We start from the raw sequence: 16687 nt of genomic DNA on the forward strand, positions 1-16687 counted from the left end.
ATGGGATTAAATTTATATATAAAAAGACTACATTAGCGCTATTCATCATCAAAACATCTGTGAAGGTTAAATGATTACAATGCCTTCTTATCAAGCATATAAGGACCTTTTTGAATCGTTATACGGGGAGTTATGTAACTATGCTTTCACCTTCCTGAACGACGATGCAGCAGCAGAAGATGTTGTGCAGGAGACGTTTATCCGGTTATGGCAGCGGCATCAGGATTTGATAGGTATTCCCAATATAAAGCCATATCTATATAGGGCGGTACGGAATAATTCCATTTCTGCGCTCCGTAAGCAGCAGGTGGAACAGTCGCACCAGAAAGGGTTTGAGCAACTAGCAGATATCAGTGAAGAACCATCCGAACAGGAAAAAAGGGAAGCCAAACCGCACTACGAAAAGTTAATTTACGAGGCTATTGAGAACTTACCGCCTCAATGCCGGGAGGTATTTACGCGTTGTCGGGTCCAGGGAATGACCCATCAACAGGCGGCAAATGAACTAGGTCTTTCCGCAAAAACAGTCGAAAATTACATGGGAAGGGCTTTAAAAATCTTACGTAAGTACCTGGCAGACTACGGTTTACCAGTTTGCTTACTGCTCCTGGTAAATTTTATTAAAAACTAAATAGAGGGGAAAGGGTATCCCTGACGTTTTAAAGATAGAGTACACTGTAGTTTATGGAACCTACTAATTATGAATTGATCACTAAAAAACTGTCCGGTCAGATTACCCCTGATGAAGACCTGGAGCTGAGCAAATGGTTAGAGGATAAGGATCATCAGAGAGAGTTTGAGCAACTTGCGAAAATCTGGAAAGACAGTAACATAGCGCCTTTAAAAAGGGAATACAACACCAGCGCGGCCTGGGCCAAAGTAGAGGGAGCAATTCATCCTGGTACACACCAGGCAAATGCTCGTATACGCCCTATGCGTTGGAAATTCGCTGCCGCTGCAGCGATCCTTGTATTACTCGCTGGCGCTGCCTGGTGGATGATGGAATCCCCATCCCACCCGCATGGCCTGAAAGAACTCGCTGCCAACGATGGCAAAATTCGCGCACTGCAATTGGACGATCAGTCCAAAGTAACACTGCGCCCGGGTTCTAGCCTGAAATATTCAGACAACTACGAAGGGAATAAACGCGTGGTAAACCTCTTAGGAGAAGCCTATTTCGAAATTACCACAGACGCATCCCGTCCCTTCCTCGTTAAAACACCCGACAATGCCGTGGTGGAAGTACTGGGTACTTCCTTCGTGGTAGAAACCTCCGACTCCTCTACCATCGTAGTGGTAACAGAAGGTAAAGTGAAACTGAGCAAAAATGGAGATGAAGAAGGCGTAATCCTTACCAGTGGCCGAAAAGGAATCATTAAAAACGGATCCATTTCTGCTATCGACAATGATAATCCAAACTTCTTAGCCTGGAAAACTGGAACATTACAATTTAATGATCAGACTTTAGTTGATATTGTGCCACAATTAGCCGACTTTTACGGCAAAGAAATCAGGATTGACGAAAGTTACCGGAATGTAGCTGCAAAACAAAAAGCAACCATCAGCTTCCGGGGCCAATCCTGTGATGTTGCATTACATGAACTACAACTATTGCTGGGCTTTAAATACAGGCAGGAAGGCGATACAATTGTCATCAGCCAATAAAAATGTAAATCGACAGCCCCTACGGACTTATACTGCGTTAATATTATTGCTACTGATGCTGGGAGGCTTTAATGCCCGAGCCCAGCACAGTAGCGATTCTATTTTAAGCCATCCCTTCACGCCCAAACACACACAGGGCACCATCCTTTCCTTTATCCAGGAAATACAGCACTCTACAGGAATTGCCATCTCCTATAGCTCCAGCTTTCTGCACCTCAACAAAAAGGTACAGTTGCATGGTACGGAGAAAACCACAGGCATGGTATTAAATACCATCTTACAGGGTACTGGCATCCAAGCCGCCGCTGTCAATGGTAAAATTTTCCTGTTACGGGAATCCTCTCAAACACAGTATTACACGCTCAGCGGCTTCGTTCGCGAGGAAACCAGTAAGGAGGTCATCATCGGCGCTTCTATCTATGACCCGATCACCAAACGAGGAACAGTTAGCAATGCCTACGGTTTTTATACCCTCCAAGTGCCTGATACCTGCAACCTCATTGTGTATTCGCACGTAGGATATGAACCCATCCTCCAAAAACTCCCTCCTCCAGATGACGGCCAGTTGGATATTTACCTCTCTGCCCGCAATTTTCTGCAACCGGTGGTAGTGAATGCTGGTCCGGATGATACAATACAATTGCATGCTGGTTATATCAATATGCCGCTCTCCTACCTGAATAGCTTTCCTGCATTGCTGGGAGAAAAGGACGTCCTCAAATCATTACAGTTCTATCCTGGCGCCGGCAGCTCCCTGGAAAGTAGTAGCAACCTACTGATCCGCGGTGGTGGCGCTGATCAGAACTTATATCTCCTGGATGGCGTACCTATCTATCATACAGGTCACCTTTTTGGGCTCTTCTCTATCTTCAATGGAGATGCGGTGAAAGATGTAAGTCTGTATAAAGATGCTTTCCCTGCCCGTTATGGCGGCCGACTTTCCTCCGTGGTGGATATCCGCACCAAAGACGGGAATATGAAGGAATGGCATGGAAAAGCCGTTATCAGCCCTGTATCCGGTAGCGCAGAACTGGATGGCCCGATTGTAAAAGACCGGACCTCCATGTCTTTATCCTTCCGCCGTTCCCTAGTTGATGCCTTATACGGTAAAAACTACCTGAAAGACTACGGCAATTACTACCTCTACGATATCAACCTGAAAGTGAACCAGGTGATTAATGATAAAAACCGCCTCTACTTAAGTTTCTATAAAGGGCAGGATAAAATGCTGATCTCTAGTGAAAATCCTACCATTGACCTGTTTGATGACTATGATTTTTCCTGGAGTAATATCACATCCGCGCTGAAATGGGCCAGTGTGGTATCTCCGCGGATATTTACCAACACGACCGTTACCTACAGCCGCTTCCATAATCTCTTTACGCAGAAATCAATGATCCCGCTGAGTTTCAATGATTCGCTGTATGTAAAAGGCCAGGGCGTTTCCAGGGTGCGGGACATGGCGATCAATAACGAGACAGAATTCACGATCAATAACACACATAAACTTTCCTTCGGTGGCGGTTATACGTATCATAACTTGGCGCCAACGGCCTATAGCACCAATATTGCTTTAGGTGTTGGGGTTAAAAGAGCTGCGCCGACCTACTTTATGTCGGAAGTCAACGCTTATGCGGAAGACCAGATGTCGCTGTTGGAAGATAGATTGATAGTGAGACCCGGTTTGCACATAGGGGCATTGATCCAAAAAGGCGCCGGTTATACCAGTGCCCAACCACGATTACTGGTTAGATGGAAGTTTAACCATGGCCAGTTTATAGAGGCTTCTTATGCCACTATGACCCAATTCGTGCACCAACTGACAACCCCGGTGATCAACCTCCCCACCGATCTCTGGGTACCTAGTACAGATAATATTAAACCAGAACGTTCTTACTCTTACAGTCTCGCCTACGAAAAGAAATGGGATAACGACTGGAGAATTAGTGTAGACGGCTATTACAAACAACTCAGCGATATTGTTACCACCAATACGGTGTTGAATATCTTCGATAATTCCGATCTGTGGGAAAAGAAAGTAATTGCCGGCTCAGGTACCAACTATGGTGGAGAAGTACTCCTGGAGAAAACAAAAGGCCGGTTTACGGGTATCTTCGCTTATACCCTGGCATGGGCATGGCGACAGTTTGATCGCATTAATGCGGGCCGCAGGTACCCTTATAAAGAGGATCGCCGACATACGATTTCATTAGCCATGAAATATCAATTCAAACCAAATTGGTCGTTCAGCGCTTCCTGGAAATTCGCCAGCGGGGCACCGTTTACCCTGCCACAACAAATTTACCCGGATATGGACTGGGCGCGACATATCAACGGTTACTTGGATGAACGGTATTCTCCTTTCTCCACTCACCTGGTCAATTACCTACCGTTCTTTGCTGGGTTGAACAACTATCGCCTACCTCCGGTGCATCACCTGGATCTGGGTACCACCATCTATTTGGGCAATAAATCTCGCTTTAAACATATTATCAGTGCTGGTGTATACAATATTTACAATAGGGCCAATCCGTTTATTGTAAGCTTTGACCAGTTTTCTTACTTCAATACAGATCAGGTATATCCGTTACAGTTATATCAATACAGTCTGTTTAGAACCTTGCCGTACCTGAATTACACATTTAAATTTTGATGAAGATGCGTTTGATGTATTTAGCTGTGTTATCGATTTTATTACTGACCGCATGTGAGTCTGAACTGCCATTGCCTCCTGGCAATGGCCAGCCCAGAGTGGTAGTATACAGTGAACTGACCGCAGGTCAACCTGCAGAGATACGCGTGGGCAAAAGTAAAATAGTGGCACCGGGAGTAGATAATTCTTTTGACTTGGTGCCTGATGCATTGGTAAAAATCCTGAACCGAGATAGCAGCCTGGTAGAAACGCTGACCTTTGCTACAGATACCAGTAATCGCATGAGTATTTACCGAGGTAAAGTGAACCTCAACCCCAATACCTTTTACCGGGTACGAGTAGAGGTTCCAGGGATGAGGGTAGTGACTTCCTCTACCACCATTCCGTCAAATTTGAAGGTAGATTTGTTAGATACCAGTCGTACTATCCTGAACGGCCGCCCGGTGCTACAGTTTCATCTCACCATTCATCCGCAACCCGGACAGCGGCAGTATATAGTAATGGAAGCGTTGAAACAATCCGCTCAAGTGGATTCATTCTTTACGTGGAATGGTGTACGTTATAGCGTAGCTGCCAACGAAGACCTTTTTGATTCTGTGAAAGGTAAGCCTGGCGTAGTAATTTCAAAAGACACTACTTTCCTGAACGATTTCCTGCGTATCCCTTGCTATACCCAGGATGAGAATGCTGACAATAACCAAATTGGTGGTTTGAATGAAAATTATAATAGTATCCTCTTTAACCAGACCAGCAGACCGATTACCACTAATCTCTATATTAACGCCACTGCACTGAGTTCCAACCAGGTGGAGGCTATTGCACCAAAAGGGCGTGTACTCGTGTACGTGAAATCTGTTTCCAGTCAATATTACGACTTCCTCTTAACCTATGAGAAGGTGAAGCGCAACCCAGGATTGAACAGTCTAATCCAGGCAGTTCAATTGCGTAATAATACTTCCGGCGGCATTGGAATTGTAGGTGGTAGCAACCAGGTACTATACCAGTTATACTACGACGAATTATAAACTTGGTCCCATCCAATACAAAAAGGCGCAAATCGGATATTCCCTCTTTGCGCCTTTTTCATTTCCCCTATTAGGGCGAGTTAATATTATAACGGCATCGTATATATGTTATCGCTTGGATTCACATCTGCCGACCAGGTATTTCCCAAAATTACGGTATTGATTTTTTGGGGAGACGTAAAGTCCACGCGGACGGTCTTCTCGCCATGCTCCCAGCAAGCGATTGTTCGGTGCAGCTTTTGGGTAGTACCATCCTTAAATACAATGGTCAGATCTACCGGTACGGGTTTAGTTCCTTTGGAAGTTACCACCACAGAGCAGTTTTTCCCCTGTTGTTTCACGGAAGTAATGGCTAGGTCTGGATAGCCATCATCGAAGAACCAAATTTTCCAAAACCAGTTCAAATTGCGGCCAGATCCCACATTCATACAATTGAAGAAATCATAAGGCTGTGGGTGTTTGCCGTTCCAGGAGGCAATATAATAGTGTAAAGCCTTCAGGAATAAACTGTCGCCCAATAGATCCTTCACATAGAGATATCCCAATGCAGGTTTTGGATAGGAATTGACCATGTAGGATTCTGTCAGTTGATTGGAGGCCGTCATAATGGGCAGGTCTTGAGAACGGCCAGCGATGGCGTTATAAGGCGCCATACCGTAATTATCTATGATAGTGGAATCAATCATTGGAGAAATGAGCCATTCTCCGATAGTAGCCCAACCTTCGTCCATCCAGGCGTATAATGTTTCATTGGTACCCATGTAAAAAGGAAACATAGTATGCATGATTTCGTGATCTGTCAGTTCGATGGATTGTTCCTTGCTGGCCAGGGCATTATCATTGACCATCATAGGGTATTCCATCTGATCAAGTCCTTCGAAAACGGTTTCATGCGGGTAAGGGTAAGGCCAGCGTGGGAAACGATAGCTCATACTTTCCACTGTTTTCCTGGCATAAAAAGGTACGCCATCGAAATCATCATGGTCCTCATTATACACAGCATCCACGCGGGTTCTGCGTTTGGTTTTCGGATCTACTTCCACACTACTTGATTTCCAAACATAATGATTGCTGACAGCGAAAGCAAAATCGGTTACATTATTTGCTTCATAATGCCAGGTATTGGAAGTACTGTTCTTGGTGATGTTGCCATTGGCCAAGTCGGTACTGTCGATGATAGAGATAATGTCGTTGTTTTTCTCTGCCTGGGCAATGCGTTGTAAGTATTTCGGCTGTAAAACCTCAGCGCCATTTTTCAGGTCGCCGGTAGCCCAGGCCTGGTAATTACCAGGCACGGTAATGTCTACACGGAAATTACAGAAGTCGTTATAAAACTCAGTGGTACCGATATAGGGGATTTTGTCCCATCCATTGATATCATCATAAACGGCTATACGCGGAAAGAAGTAGGCAATAAAATGAGCGCCCGTGTCTACCATACCTGTACGGATATGGGACGTTTCGTTCAGTTTATAGGAAAAATCAAGTTCCAGCTTCAATTGCCCCCCAGGTAAGGTTTCAGGGATATCTAACTGTAAGTTGGTACCGGACGACTTTAAGCCCCCCATACTGATACCATTGACCTTCACATTAGCGAGGGCCACACCATCTCCCATATCACTGGCCGCTATAGGCATACCACGGAGGCTACCATGCTGGAAGAGGTTCGGGAATAGTTTGATATTGAGATTGCGGAGTGTATCCGGACTGTTGTTAGTATACACAACAGTTTCAGATCCTGACACCAGCCTACTTTTCGGAGCAAAAGCAACTTTAATATCATAGTTGGCGCGGTTTTGCCAATACTTTGGGCCTGGAGCACCTGTAGTGCTGCGGGTTCCGTTCTCATAAGCCTGCCTGATATTCCTCGGCATATACAACTGTTGAGCAGTTGCCTGCTGGAACATGGTTCCCAGCAGTATGATAAATATTAATCTTGACTTCATATATTTCTGTCTGCCAGCCAAAATTAATGAATATGCAGCTACTGTATGGAATCTTTACGTGCCGGAATACTATCATGTAGCGGGCTGCGGGAAGAATCTGCCGGGACCGTATGTAAACTATCGCTTGTCTGTGCCAGGGAATCCGCCACTGGTCCGGATTTCTTAATGGGCGCTGTGGGGGCTGTATTTCTTTTGCGGGTATAATCCGAAGAATAACCGTTGCGTTTAAGATCCTTCATTGTCTTTTTATCGAACAGGTATTTCGGATGTTTTTCTGGCCTCAGGCCGTCATCAAATTTGGATTCAGCGCCCATGGCTGGGGCGGTGTACACCTTACTGGAGGTATTGCAGGCCAGCAGGAAACAAATGGGGATCGTATACCTCTTTTTCATGCACTACATCTGGGAAAAAGTGAGCATGGGCAAGGGAGCAGGACCTACGAACAATAACGGGATACCTTACACGTTTATTATCCGGTTAAGTAACTATCGGCCATTTTGAAAATCAATCGGCCTGTATTAAATTTAGCGTAAATTCATTGAATGCCCGCCCCATTGGTCCTGAATATTCTTAAATTTAATCTCTATTTTGTTATTATCACAACGCTATGAAAGTATCTACAACAAGCTTCCCCAGTGTGTTTGAAACCGCCTTTGGGAACACTGAAAACTCCAGTAAAGATTTATTGAACGGTTTAAAAATTAAAAAGGACGAAACATGGTACCTGGTAGGTAACATGGCCAAGCGTGGAGGTATTAATCCCGGCAGAGTGACGAATGCTTCTCCCCAGGAGGAAGACTATGAGATACTGTTTAAGGCAGCCCTGCTGAATACCATCGATAAGGTACAGCAACCGATCTCGATTACGATGGGCTTCCCCTTCTCTACTTATAATATCTATAAAGCTGCTGCAGAACAGTTTTTAAGTAAAAGACATTTCCTGGTTGATTATGATACGCAGACCTTTAACAACAAAGGTGCTTTCAAAAAAGGGATGTTTGATATTGAACGATATGAAGTGATTCCTGAGATTGTAGGTGGTATTATTGGTTTGAAAAAAACGATTCCTGAACCACTGGAAAACTTTATTGCCATTAGTTTTGGATTTGGTACCATTGAAGGTGGCATGGCTACCGGCGACGGTCTGATTCATCGTACTTGCTTCAGTTCTCATGGCATCCGTTACGCGATCAATAACCTGACTCGTGAACTGAACCAGAAGCATTATCTGGAGATGAAAAATGAGCATCAGGTAGACGACGCTTTTATGAAAGGCTCCATCTTTACCAATCGCAAACGCATTGACCTACGCGAGATGAGAAAAGGCGTACTGACACAGTACTACAAGGAAGTTGTATCTCCGCTCATGCGTAAATACTTTACAGACCTGGATTTTGAAACTTGCGAAAAAATCTACCTGATGGGTGGTGGCGCACATTATAAAGAATTAACAGACGCCTTCGCAGATGAATTCAGAGATTTTATCCCAGTAGAAGTAGCTCCGGAGCCTGAAAAACTCGTGAGTGTTGGTTATCTTTACAATTCGCTGCGCATTTCAGATAACAAACAACACCGTAGTGTAGGTTTGGATCTGGGTAATGCTAGCTCCATTGTATCCTATTTTGAGGATGAAAATCGGCCAGCACCCACTCCAACTACAACGGCTGCTGCTGATACAATTCCCATTAACCTGTAAATTGTTTGTGTGATTAACGTTCAACATTTATTCCGTAACCTGATTCGTCCCGGTGCTTTCCGCATTCCTAAATCCGTAACTGTCAATGGCGGTATAGACGCTACTATTTCTGGCCGTATAGATGGCCATGTACGCGGGAATGTAAAAACCACGGGGAAGTTAATAATCAGTGAAAACGCCAGTATCAAAGGGCATATATATGCCACAGATTTGGTTATTTACGGAAAAGTATTTGGCGACGTTTATATCAGCAATAAGGCATATGTCACCACTAAAGCATTCGTGAAGGGGGATGTCAATGCCATGATTCTTGAAATTGAGGAAGGCGCTGTAGTAGAAGGCGCCATCCGTAAAAATATCCAGGCAGTGCAGCAAACCGAGGAACCGGTAGTTGCATTGCCTGTAATGGAAGCCGCTGCACCCACCGTTGTTATTCCACCTCCGCAGCAGGAAGAAGAACAAAATAGTTCGTGGTTCTGAGTTATCTCTTTCCTTTGAGCGGTTCCAACAAATAACCCAATCCGTTCATCTTTATCACCAGCAATGTTTCCAGGAGCATTCCCAGCTTTCCGGCAGGAAATCCTTTGCGCTGAAACCATTCCAGGTAGCTGACCGGCAGGTCGCACAGTATGGTATTTTCATATTTGCCAAATGGCATTTTCATAGTCACTAGCTGTTTTAGCAGCTCCGGGTTGGGTTGTGCCAGTTCCATGCTTATCTTTTGTGCAAAGAAAGGAAAGTTTACATAAAAAAAGTGCCGCATCAATTATGATACGGCACTGATAAAAACAAACAACTGAAACTAGTATTATCGACTGAGCAAGCCTTCATTCTGTAATGCGTCCGCTACCTTTTGGGAGAATGCCTTACCAAAAGAGGCCATGCTACCCGGATTAACGGTTTCTGATTGTCCGGACCATACTAACTTACCATCTCTGTTCAGATCGTAGAGGTTAGATTCAAGGAAATAGGTTTTATCAGTTGTATAGTAGCCAGGGCTGTATAGGGCGCCATACATATATCCATAGTAACCCCAGAAGCTACCATACCAACCATATGCCGGATAAGGCGCATACATATATGTACCAGGCACATAGCGTGTTTCTGATTCCTTTTTGACAATAGAGGCCGTTAAGATAGCGGCATATCCCGCTGCACGGATTTTATCCGCCATATCCTTACGGGATACTTCATTTTTCGGATCAAAATTCGGAGGGAACATATCCAGACTTCTTCCTGTAACGATCCCTTTCTGCGCCAAAGTAGCAGCCAGGTTTGTTTCTATTGTTTGCCGGGCACCCATGTCAGAAGACAGACTGGCAATCAAGATTTTGTGATATCCTCCCGCAGGAGCATCATTTGATTTCCAGGTACCGGTCATATGCACAGTAGTACCGCAGGCTCCTAGTAATAATACCAGGGCTAGGGCTACAAAAAGCTGGCATTTTACAAGATGTTTGAAATATTGGGAATACATAGTGCATTTTTTAATGGGTGAACAGTTGTTACACTGCTGTCATTCCTATCTATGACAGGTTTTCTATTAACAACAAGTGCCAGGGTAAAATGTTCTGGAGGGAAGCGTTTAAGCTTTGCCGTTACAGGCTCAGGGGTAAAATATTTAATATGGGGACGTTGTCAGAAAGAGAGAATTTTGATATTTTTGCAAAAATTGTTTTATTTTTAGATAAAATCTAAATCCAATAGCCTAAATGAGCCACCAGTTAAATATTGACAAATTAGACCTACAAATAATATCTGAGATGTCCAACGATGCCAGCATCTCCTATGCAGAGCTGGGTAAGAAACTTTTCGTGTCAGGTGGCACCATCCACGTACGTATTAAAAAGCTGCATGAAATGGGTGTTATCCGTGGTACCCGTTTGCAGGTGAATCTCCGCGCCATTGGATACGATGTATTGGCCTTCATAGGCATCTATCTGGAGAAAAGTTCCTTGTATGAAAACGTTGCGAAACAGTTGTTAAAAGTTCCACAAATTGTACGTCTGAACTACACTACAGGCGCCTACAGTATGTTTGCAGAAATCATCTGCCGCGACAGTGCGGAGTTACGTAAGATTCTGCAAGATGACCTCCAGCATATAAAAGGAATAGAGCGGACCGAAACTATTATCTCCTTAGAAGAAAGCTTCAGCCGCCCTATTAATGTGAGTGCTGCCATGTAATTACATGGTACAGCCTTCAATGAAACATTTCGTTTCTGCTTCTGCGCATCACTCTATGTGGGCGATACGCCAGCAGGCGAATATTCTTTTCGATTTCTGGATTGTGTACAACAGGACGGGTTTCTGGAGCCAGTTCGTCTTTAATGGCAACAGTAAATGCTTTGCGGAAAAAATTAAATTTGAACATAGTACTGGTTTTGCCCTGCAACCGGCATCACCAGTGGAGGAGACGGTTACAGGAGATGAAATAAATTGTTTTTCGTTGCAGGATCTGAGTCCATGTATTTTTGTTTTGATACGATGCAAAGGTAAGCAGAGAAGTAATGCGAAACTGTTAGAATCATTGTAAAAAGTTATTAGAAAGCTCTTAGAAATACGAAATCCCGGTACACTGGCGGTGTACCGGGATTTTATTTTTGTAACCAAATTCTACTTTATTCGGTGGTGGCTTGTTTGCGCGGGTCTCTCGTACCAGCATAAAGCTCATATTCCAGCAGACGACAATCCAGTGTGCTATTATAGAACTCGATGCGTCGTTTTGCTTTGAGTCCTATTTTCTTTGCCAGGTCGAGGTTTCCGGTGAATATATATCCAAAGTATCCACCACAGCGTTGTTTCATGAAATCACCGATACGGCCATACGTTTCTTCCAAAGCGGTAATTTCTCCGAGGCGTAAACCATATTCCGGGTTCATGAATACCACACCGCCGCCATTTTCTGGCACTGTGGTAGCAGCGAAATCACAGACTCTGAAGGTAATCATATCATCTACACCTGCAGCCCTGGCGTTTTTACGGGCATTTTGAATAGCCTGTTCACTAAGGTCTGTGGCAATAATTTTGAGTCCGGGTACTTCCACGATCTGTTTTTCCAGTAATCCTCTCTCCTCTTGATATACGGTATCATCATAACCGTTGAGGTGCATGAATCCGTAGTTATCCCTGAAAAGTCCGGGCCTGCTGTTGGTAGCAATAAGCGCGGCTTCTATAGCGAGTGTTCCGGAACCGCACATTGGATTGATAAAAGGCGATTTTCGGTCCCAACGGGAAGCCAGGATGGTGCTGGCCGCCAGGGCTTCCAACATAGGCGCTTTTCCTGGAATTTTCCTGTAACCATGACGGGCAAGAGAATCCCCAGAAGTATCGATAAAGATTTCAGCGTCTTCATTTTTCCAGAAGAGGTTTACCACAGCCCCAGTAAGCTCTGCACCGGTAGATGGCCTTTTGCCGGTTTTCTCCCGCAGTCTGTCTACAATCGCGTCTTTTACACGCAGATTGGCAAACATACTGTTGTTGATCGTCTCATTCAGCACATTGCTGGTAATGGAAAAGTAGCCATCTGCTTTGAGGATATTTTCCCAGGCGTAGGCTTTCAGTTGCAGGTAAATTTCATCTGCATTCTGTGCCTTAAATTGTTTCAGGCTATAGAGTACCTGGCTAGCACAGCGCAGGTTCAGATTGAGCCGGATACAGTCGTTAATGGTTCCCTGCAAACGTACCCCTGTAACAAAAGTATCTTCTAGGGTGAATCCTAGATCTTTTACTTCCTGTTCCAGGTAAGGAGTCAGGCGCTTATTACATGTGATGGTAATGGCGCCACTTTTTGTATATAAAGACATAATGGGCGCAAATTACCAATTAATTCCAGATTTCGTTGGCAGCAGTTAGTATTACTGGTGCACCGTCGGTAATGATGATGGTGTGTTCGTGTTGTGCAGTTACGCCTCCACGATTACCGGTGAGCGTCCAGCCATCCTCTTCCTGGTTAGCGAAATTAGATTGCGTGGCGATGAAAGTTTCTATGGCCACTACCCCATGTCTTTTGAACCGACTTTTATTTGCATGGTCGTAGCAGTTAAGAATATCAGCGGGAGACTCGTGTAACTTTTTACCAATGCCATGACCTCCAAGGTTACGAATAACAGAATAGCCAGCGTGACGGGCCTCATTCTCGATGAGCCTACCGATTTCACAAATGCGGATACCACTGCGGATAGCATGGATCGCTTTATGGAGGATTAGTTTGGAAGCATTCACTAGTGGCTGATAGCCGTGGATGTCTTCCCCTACCACAAAGGAACCGCCATTGTCGGACCAGTAGCCATCCAATTCTGCGGAGACATCGATGTTTACTAGGTCTCCTTCCCGGATGATTTTTTCAGCGGTAGGAATGCCATGGGCAATTTCATGGTTTACGCTGATGCAAGTCCAGCCAGGAAATCCGTAGGTCAACTTGGGTGCGGAGTTGGCCCCGAATTTTTGCAGCAATGCGCCTCCATATTCATCAATCTCTCGGGCACTCATGCCGGGCTTGGTAAATTTTCTCATTTCTTTCAGCGTATGGGCCACAATTTCGCTGATACGCTGCATACCATTGAGGTCAGATTGAGACGTAATAGACATATTGTTTTGGTATTTTAACAGGTTTCCGAATGGGTCTACAAATCTAACGAAAGTTATGGGGGTAATCTATATACTTTGCCGGAACAAAATCTGTCAGCCAAACATTATTTTCCGACAGCCAGAAAGTAAGTCCTTCTGCATGCATCTCAGCGGTACGGATGGTCAGGATAACAGGAGCGCCATGTCTGCTACCTACTTTAATCGCGGTTTCCCTATCAATGCTCAGGTGTACATGTTGGCGTGACATCCGTTTGATACCATCCGCTTTGATCTGCGGGATCGTACTACCAGTGGTTCCATGATACAAGAAAGCGGGTGGTACTGCTGGTGGCAGTGCCAGGTCGATATCTATACTATGGCCCTGACTAGCCCGGATGAGGGTTTTGGATTCATTGAAAGCAAACCGTTGTTTCTCGTTGGTGGATACGATTTCCTCCAGTTCCTCCATGGTGAAGCGGTAGCTAGCTTTATGGATTAGTTCCGCAACATCTGCCCATCCGTTGTTATCCAGGCGCAAACCGATTGCGCCTGGACTATGTCTTAATATTTTACTTAGAAATTTACTATGCGTTTTCTTTTCAGCTTCATTCATCTTATTAAATCTTAACTATAACGTTCCTGCGATACATGATCGCAATAGGTATCCAGATAAGGAATACCAGGAATAATGCGCTGGCCAGCGAAGCATTGTATGGAGTGAACAGGTTGTTCCACACCGCCTCATTTAACCAGCTTTGTAAAGAGCCTTCCCCTATTGGGATCATGCTCATAAATTTGGGTACCAGTGCCGATAATACATAGGCAGTAATCGCATTTCTGCCGAAGGCCACAAATGGGGTCAGGTATTTATTCCGTTGTTGTACATCTATCAGCCAATAGCAGGTAGCCAATGCCATGGTGCCTAGTCCACCGGTGTACAATACGAAGGAGCTTGTCCATAGCGACTTATTGATAGGGAAAAATGGGTCCCACATCAATGCCAGTACGACGGCAATAAATCCATACACAAACATCCAGCTTACCTTTACGGCATCCTCTCTGTCTTTTCTTCTGAGCCAGGTACCTACCATAACCCCGAACAAGCCAGTGCTGACAGCAGGAATGGTACTGAGCAGGCCTTCGGGATCCCAGGTTTTACTTTGCGACCACAGGTGTGCAGGTGTAAAGATCAGTCTGTCTAGCCATGCTCCCAGGTTCGCTTCTGGTTCCAGGCTAGGCACGCCTGTACCAGGAACAGGGACCACCGTCATCAGCAGGCAATAGATAATCAGTAGTGATCCGAATACCCATTGGATAGTACGTTTGCTGGTTTTGATATACAGGATGGCAATCACACCAAATACTACACCTATACGCTGCAATACGCCTGGGAATCGTAGGGTCGAGAAATCCCATTTGAACATTATTCGCAGCGCCATTCCGATAAGAATCAGGATAGCCGCCCTTCTCAGCGCATGCAGGATAAGTGTACGGTGTTGGGTGGGATCTTCTTTTTTGGATCCCATAGCATACGGTACAGAAACGCCTACAATAAACAGAAAGAAGGGGAAGATTAGGTCTGTTGGTGTACAGCCATTCCATTTACTGTGTTCCAGTGGGGCATACACATATTTCCAACTGCCTGGGTTATTTACCATAATCATGGCGGCAACGGTGATGCCTCGGAAAAAATCGAGCGATAGTAATCGCGGTTTGGTTGAGTTAGTCATGCGGTTTTTATGATCTCCTCAATTTATATAATTTCCTGAGAGAATCATAAAGAAGCGGATGAACGTACTCAATACTACGCAGCCGGTGTGCTTTTCCGATATTTCTTCACCAGGAACCAGGTAATAGCGCCCAATATCAAGAAAGGCCAGATCGTGATCAGGAACAAGAATAGGTTACGTAAAATCTCTGTTCCATCTATCAGCGCATTTTTCAATTCTGTACCAAAGCCCGCTCTGGTCGCCGCTGCCGGATTCACTTCCACTACGATATCAGCTCTGTCGGGCTGGAACATAGCAACTGTAAGGGTCGCATTATTTACATCATCCATCAAGGAAAGGTTATTCAACTCCCGGTCTATCACCTTTTCTTCCTTTTCGTCTTTATACTTGGCAATATCCAACGAAGTCGCTTTTTTATCTGGTTTTGGCGATTGAATAACTAAGTTATTACGCAAGGAATTAGATAAATACTGCATGGTTTTATCCTCATCTTTCAGGGTACGGTGATCTATATACGTAGCCATGCCGGATAATACATGCACCACGGAATCCATACGGTTTACCGGTACACGCAAGGTAAGCTGTGCAACGGTACCGTACATACGAACATGCATAAGCGAATCAGCGGAATAGGCCACATACTTATCTTGGGTAACCGTATTCTCCTGGTGACTCTCTACCACTACTCCATCTAATTCCTTTGTAACCCGCTCCAGCGTGGTAGTAGCGTCGAATACATTTTTCACGCGGCAACGTACATCGGCGGTGCGTACACGTTTGCGGGAAGCCGCATTCAAAGATGCAATATCAGTGGCAAAAGCTACAGAATCAGCTTTCTCCGTGATTTGTTCTGCATTTGATTTGGCTACCTGTACAGTTGATGCGGAATGATCTGGGGCTGCATTACAGGCAGCAAGGGACAGGGCGGGTAGAACCCACAGTGGTATGGACTTTCGCATGGATGAGTGATTTACCTTTTATACTCAAAATCCAGTGGAGGTAACCCAATGACTTGTTAAAAAAATAAAAAGTAAATAGGTTTTTATAAAATGTTGACGTAGGTTTGCGCCTCGCAACTGGTTGTTAAAGTCGTACTGACTGTAACATTAAAAGGGAATCCGGTGCAATACCGGAGCTATTCCCGTAGCTGTAATCCTGTTTTCATCACCTGAAAACTTTTTTCGGAATTACCTCTGCCACTGTACTTCTTTCTAGTGAAGTACGGGAAGGCCTCCGAAAAGAAGGAAAGCCAGAAGACCTGCCCGTTTGCCTCCATCGTCCGTCACTTTCGGGAGAAAAGAAGGATGAATGCCATACGCTTTTTCGTATGCACTATCATGATAAACAAGTTTGCTGCACGCAGTATCGCGAGCTGTTGCACCAACTGTTTTTATATGTATCGTA

The 16687-nt window shown here is 44.7% G+C and carries 17 protein-coding genes and 1 riboswitch; of the genes, 7 read left to right on the forward strand and 10 right to left on the reverse strand.

All coding sequences use genetic code 11. The annotated features are described in order from the left end of the window. Nucleotides 1–79 precede the first annotated feature (79 nt). Genes JO154_RS01415 through JO154_RS01430 form a run of 4 tightly spaced genes read left to right on the forward strand, consistent with a single transcriptional unit; the run spans nt 80 to nt 5343 of the window. Nucleotides 80–631: an RNA polymerase sigma-70 factor gene (locus tag JO154_RS01415; RefSeq protein WP_291941210.1), complete on the forward strand. Its 552-nt coding sequence runs from the start codon at nt 80–82 to the stop codon at nt 629–631. A gap of 53 nt (nt 632–684) precedes the next feature. Beyond that, nucleotides 685–1665: a FecR family protein gene (locus JO154_RS01420; protein ID WP_291941211.1), complete on the forward strand. Its 981-nt coding sequence runs from the start codon at nt 685–687 to the stop codon at nt 1663–1665. 55 nt (nt 1666–1720) lie between these two features. After that, the gene (locus JO154_RS01425) at nt 1721–4318 is read left to right on the forward strand and encodes a carboxypeptidase-like regulatory domain-containing protein (protein ID WP_291941213.1); all 2598 of its coding nucleotides are present in this window, start codon (nt 1721–1723) and stop codon (nt 4316–4318) included. Between the two features lie 5 nt (nt 4319–4323). After that, nucleotides 4324–5343 carry a DUF4249 family protein gene (locus tag JO154_RS01430; protein WP_291941215.1) on the forward strand — a complete coding sequence of 340 codons (1020 nt, stop codon included), beginning with the start codon at nt 4324–4326 and terminating at the stop codon, nt 5341–5343. An 86-nt stretch (nt 5344–5429) separates the two neighbouring features. Here the strand turns inward: JO154_RS01430 and JO154_RS01435 are convergent, their stop codons facing one another. Next, nucleotides 5430–7289 carry a M1 family metallopeptidase gene (locus JO154_RS01435; protein ID WP_291941216.1) on the reverse strand — a complete coding sequence of 620 codons (1860 nt, stop codon included), beginning with the start codon at nt 7287–7289 and terminating at the stop codon, nt 5430–5432. A gap of 38 nt (nt 7290–7327) precedes the next feature. Then, nucleotides 7328–7681: a hypothetical protein gene (locus JO154_RS01440; RefSeq protein WP_291941218.1), complete on the reverse strand. Its 354-nt coding sequence runs from the start codon at nt 7679–7681 to the stop codon at nt 7328–7330. A gap of 215 nt (nt 7682–7896) precedes the next feature. On the opposite strand from JO154_RS01440, the gene JO154_RS01445 reads away from it, so the two are divergent. Both JO154_RS01445 and JO154_RS01450 read left to right on the forward strand, forming a co-directional pair. After that, on the forward strand, nt 7897–8985 hold the full coding sequence (locus tag JO154_RS01445) for a ParM/StbA family protein (RefSeq protein WP_291941220.1): 1089 nt from the start codon (nt 7897–7899) through the stop codon (nt 8983–8985). Between the two features lie 9 nt (nt 8986–8994). Then, nucleotides 8995–9465 (forward strand): polymer-forming cytoskeletal protein, encoded by a 471-nt coding sequence (locus JO154_RS01450; protein ID WP_291941222.1) that lies wholly within the window; start codon nt 8995–8997, stop codon nt 9463–9465. Between the two features lies 1 nt (nt 9466). Here JO154_RS01450 and JO154_RS01455 read toward each other — a convergent pair whose 3' ends face one another. Beyond that, complete coding sequence (locus JO154_RS01455; protein ID WP_291941225.1) at nt 9467–9697, reverse strand: DUF3820 family protein; 231 nt, start codon at nt 9695–9697, stop codon at nt 9467–9469. Between the two features lie 96 nt (nt 9698–9793). Further along, entirely contained in the window at nt 9794–10462 is a 669-nt protein-coding gene (locus tag JO154_RS01460; protein WP_291941227.1) for a hypothetical protein, read from the reverse strand. Between the two features lie 235 nt (nt 10463–10697). On the opposite strand from JO154_RS01460, the gene JO154_RS01465 reads away from it, so the two are divergent. Further along, the gene (locus tag JO154_RS01465) at nt 10698–11171 is read left to right on the forward strand and encodes an Lrp/AsnC ligand binding domain-containing protein (protein ID WP_291941229.1); all 474 of its coding nucleotides are present in this window, start codon (nt 10698–10700) and stop codon (nt 11169–11171) included. A gap of 16 nt (nt 11172–11187) precedes the next feature. On the opposite strand, the gene JO154_RS01470 is transcribed toward JO154_RS01465, so the two are convergent. The 6 genes from JO154_RS01470 to JO154_RS01495 form a co-directional block, all read right to left on the reverse strand. Next, the gene (locus JO154_RS01470) at nt 11188–11358 is read right to left on the reverse strand and encodes a hypothetical protein (RefSeq protein WP_291941232.1); all 171 of its coding nucleotides are present in this window, start codon (nt 11356–11358) and stop codon (nt 11188–11190) included. Nucleotides 11359–11605: 247 nt separating this feature from the next. Next, complete coding sequence (locus JO154_RS01475) at nt 11606–12790, reverse strand: class I SAM-dependent RNA methyltransferase (RefSeq protein WP_291941233.1); 1185 nt, start codon at nt 12788–12790, stop codon at nt 11606–11608. A gap of 19 nt (nt 12791–12809) precedes the next feature. Next, complete coding sequence (gene map / locus JO154_RS01480) at nt 12810–13574, reverse strand: type I methionyl aminopeptidase (RefSeq protein WP_291941236.1); 765 nt, start codon at nt 13572–13574, stop codon at nt 12810–12812. Between the two features lie 43 nt (nt 13575–13617). Continuing rightward, complete coding sequence (locus JO154_RS01485; RefSeq protein WP_291941238.1) at nt 13618–14166, reverse strand: RNA 2'-phosphotransferase; 549 nt, start codon at nt 14164–14166, stop codon at nt 13618–13620. A 4-nt stretch (nt 14167–14170) separates the two neighbouring features. Further along, nucleotides 14171–15283, reverse strand: a complete 1113-nt coding sequence (locus JO154_RS01490) for a heparan-alpha-glucosaminide N-acetyltransferase domain-containing protein (RefSeq protein ID WP_291941240.1) — start codon at nt 15281–15283, stop codon at nt 14171–14173. 74 nt (nt 15284–15357) lie between these two features. After that, on the reverse strand, nt 15358–16242 hold the full coding sequence (locus tag JO154_RS01495; protein WP_291941241.1) for a DUF4349 domain-containing protein: 885 nt from the start codon (nt 16240–16242) through the stop codon (nt 15358–15360). Between the two features lie 101 nt (nt 16243–16343). Continuing rightward, nucleotides 16344–16564, forward strand: a riboswitch (cobalamin riboswitch). The last annotated feature ends 123 nt before the right edge of the window (nt 16565–16687 follow it).

Origin of the sequence: Chitinophaga sp., assembly GCF_019236475.1 — a bacterium.
GTDB lineage: Bacteria > Bacteroidota > Bacteroidia > Chitinophagales > Chitinophagaceae > Chitinophaga.

What these genes read in the sequence shown, in the direction of transcription:
- JO154_RS01455 (WP_291941225.1), bottom strand. Translation starts at nt 9,697, where the DNA reads ATGGAACTGGCACAACCCAACCCGGAGCTGCTAAAACAGCTAGTGACT.
- JO154_RS01440 (WP_291941218.1), bottom strand. Translation starts at nt 7,681, where the DNA reads ATGAAAAAGAGGTATACGATCCCCATTTGTTTCCTGCTGGCCTGCAAT.
- JO154_RS01470 (WP_291941232.1), bottom strand. Translation starts at nt 11,358, where the DNA reads ATGTTCAAATTTAATTTTTTCCGCAAAGCATTTACTGTTGCCATTAAA.
- JO154_RS01420 (WP_291941211.1), top strand. Translation starts at nt 685, where the DNA reads ATGGAACCTACTAATTATGAATTGATCACTAAAAAACTGTCCGGTCAG.
- map (WP_291941236.1), bottom strand. Translation starts at nt 13,574, where the DNA reads ATGTCTATTACGTCTCAATCTGACCTCAATGGTATGCAGCGTATCAGC.
- JO154_RS01430 (WP_291941215.1), top strand. Translation starts at nt 4,324, where the DNA reads ATGCGTTTGATGTATTTAGCTGTGTTATCGATTTTATTACTGACCGCA.
- JO154_RS01495 (WP_291941241.1), bottom strand. Translation starts at nt 16,242, where the DNA reads ATGCGAAAGTCCATACCACTGTGGGTTCTACCCGCCCTGTCCCTTGCT.
- JO154_RS01460 (WP_291941227.1), bottom strand. Translation starts at nt 10,462, where the DNA reads ATGTATTCCCAATATTTCAAACATCTTGTAAAATGCCAGCTTTTTGTA.
- JO154_RS01435 (WP_291941216.1), bottom strand. Translation starts at nt 7,289, where the DNA reads ATGAAGTCAAGATTAATATTTATCATACTGCTGGGAACCATGTTCCAG.
- JO154_RS01490 (WP_291941240.1), bottom strand. Translation starts at nt 15,283, where the DNA reads ATGACTAACTCAACCAAACCGCGATTACTATCGCTCGATTTTTTCCGA.
- JO154_RS01465 (WP_291941229.1), top strand. Translation starts at nt 10,698, where the DNA reads ATGAGCCACCAGTTAAATATTGACAAATTAGACCTACAAATAATATCT.
- JO154_RS01485 (WP_291941238.1), bottom strand. Translation starts at nt 14,166, where the DNA reads ATGAATGAAGCTGAAAAGAAAACGCATAGTAAATTTCTAAGTAAAATA.
- JO154_RS01445 (WP_291941220.1), top strand. Translation starts at nt 7,897, where the DNA reads ATGAAAGTATCTACAACAAGCTTCCCCAGTGTGTTTGAAACCGCCTTT.
- JO154_RS01415 (WP_291941210.1), top strand. Translation starts at nt 80, where the DNA reads ATGCCTTCTTATCAAGCATATAAGGACCTTTTTGAATCGTTATACGGG.
- JO154_RS01475 (WP_291941233.1), bottom strand. Translation starts at nt 12,790, where the DNA reads ATGTCTTTATATACAAAAAGTGGCGCCATTACCATCACATGTAATAAG.
- JO154_RS01425 (WP_291941213.1), top strand. Translation starts at nt 1,721, where the DNA reads ATGCTGGGAGGCTTTAATGCCCGAGCCCAGCACAGTAGCGATTCTATT.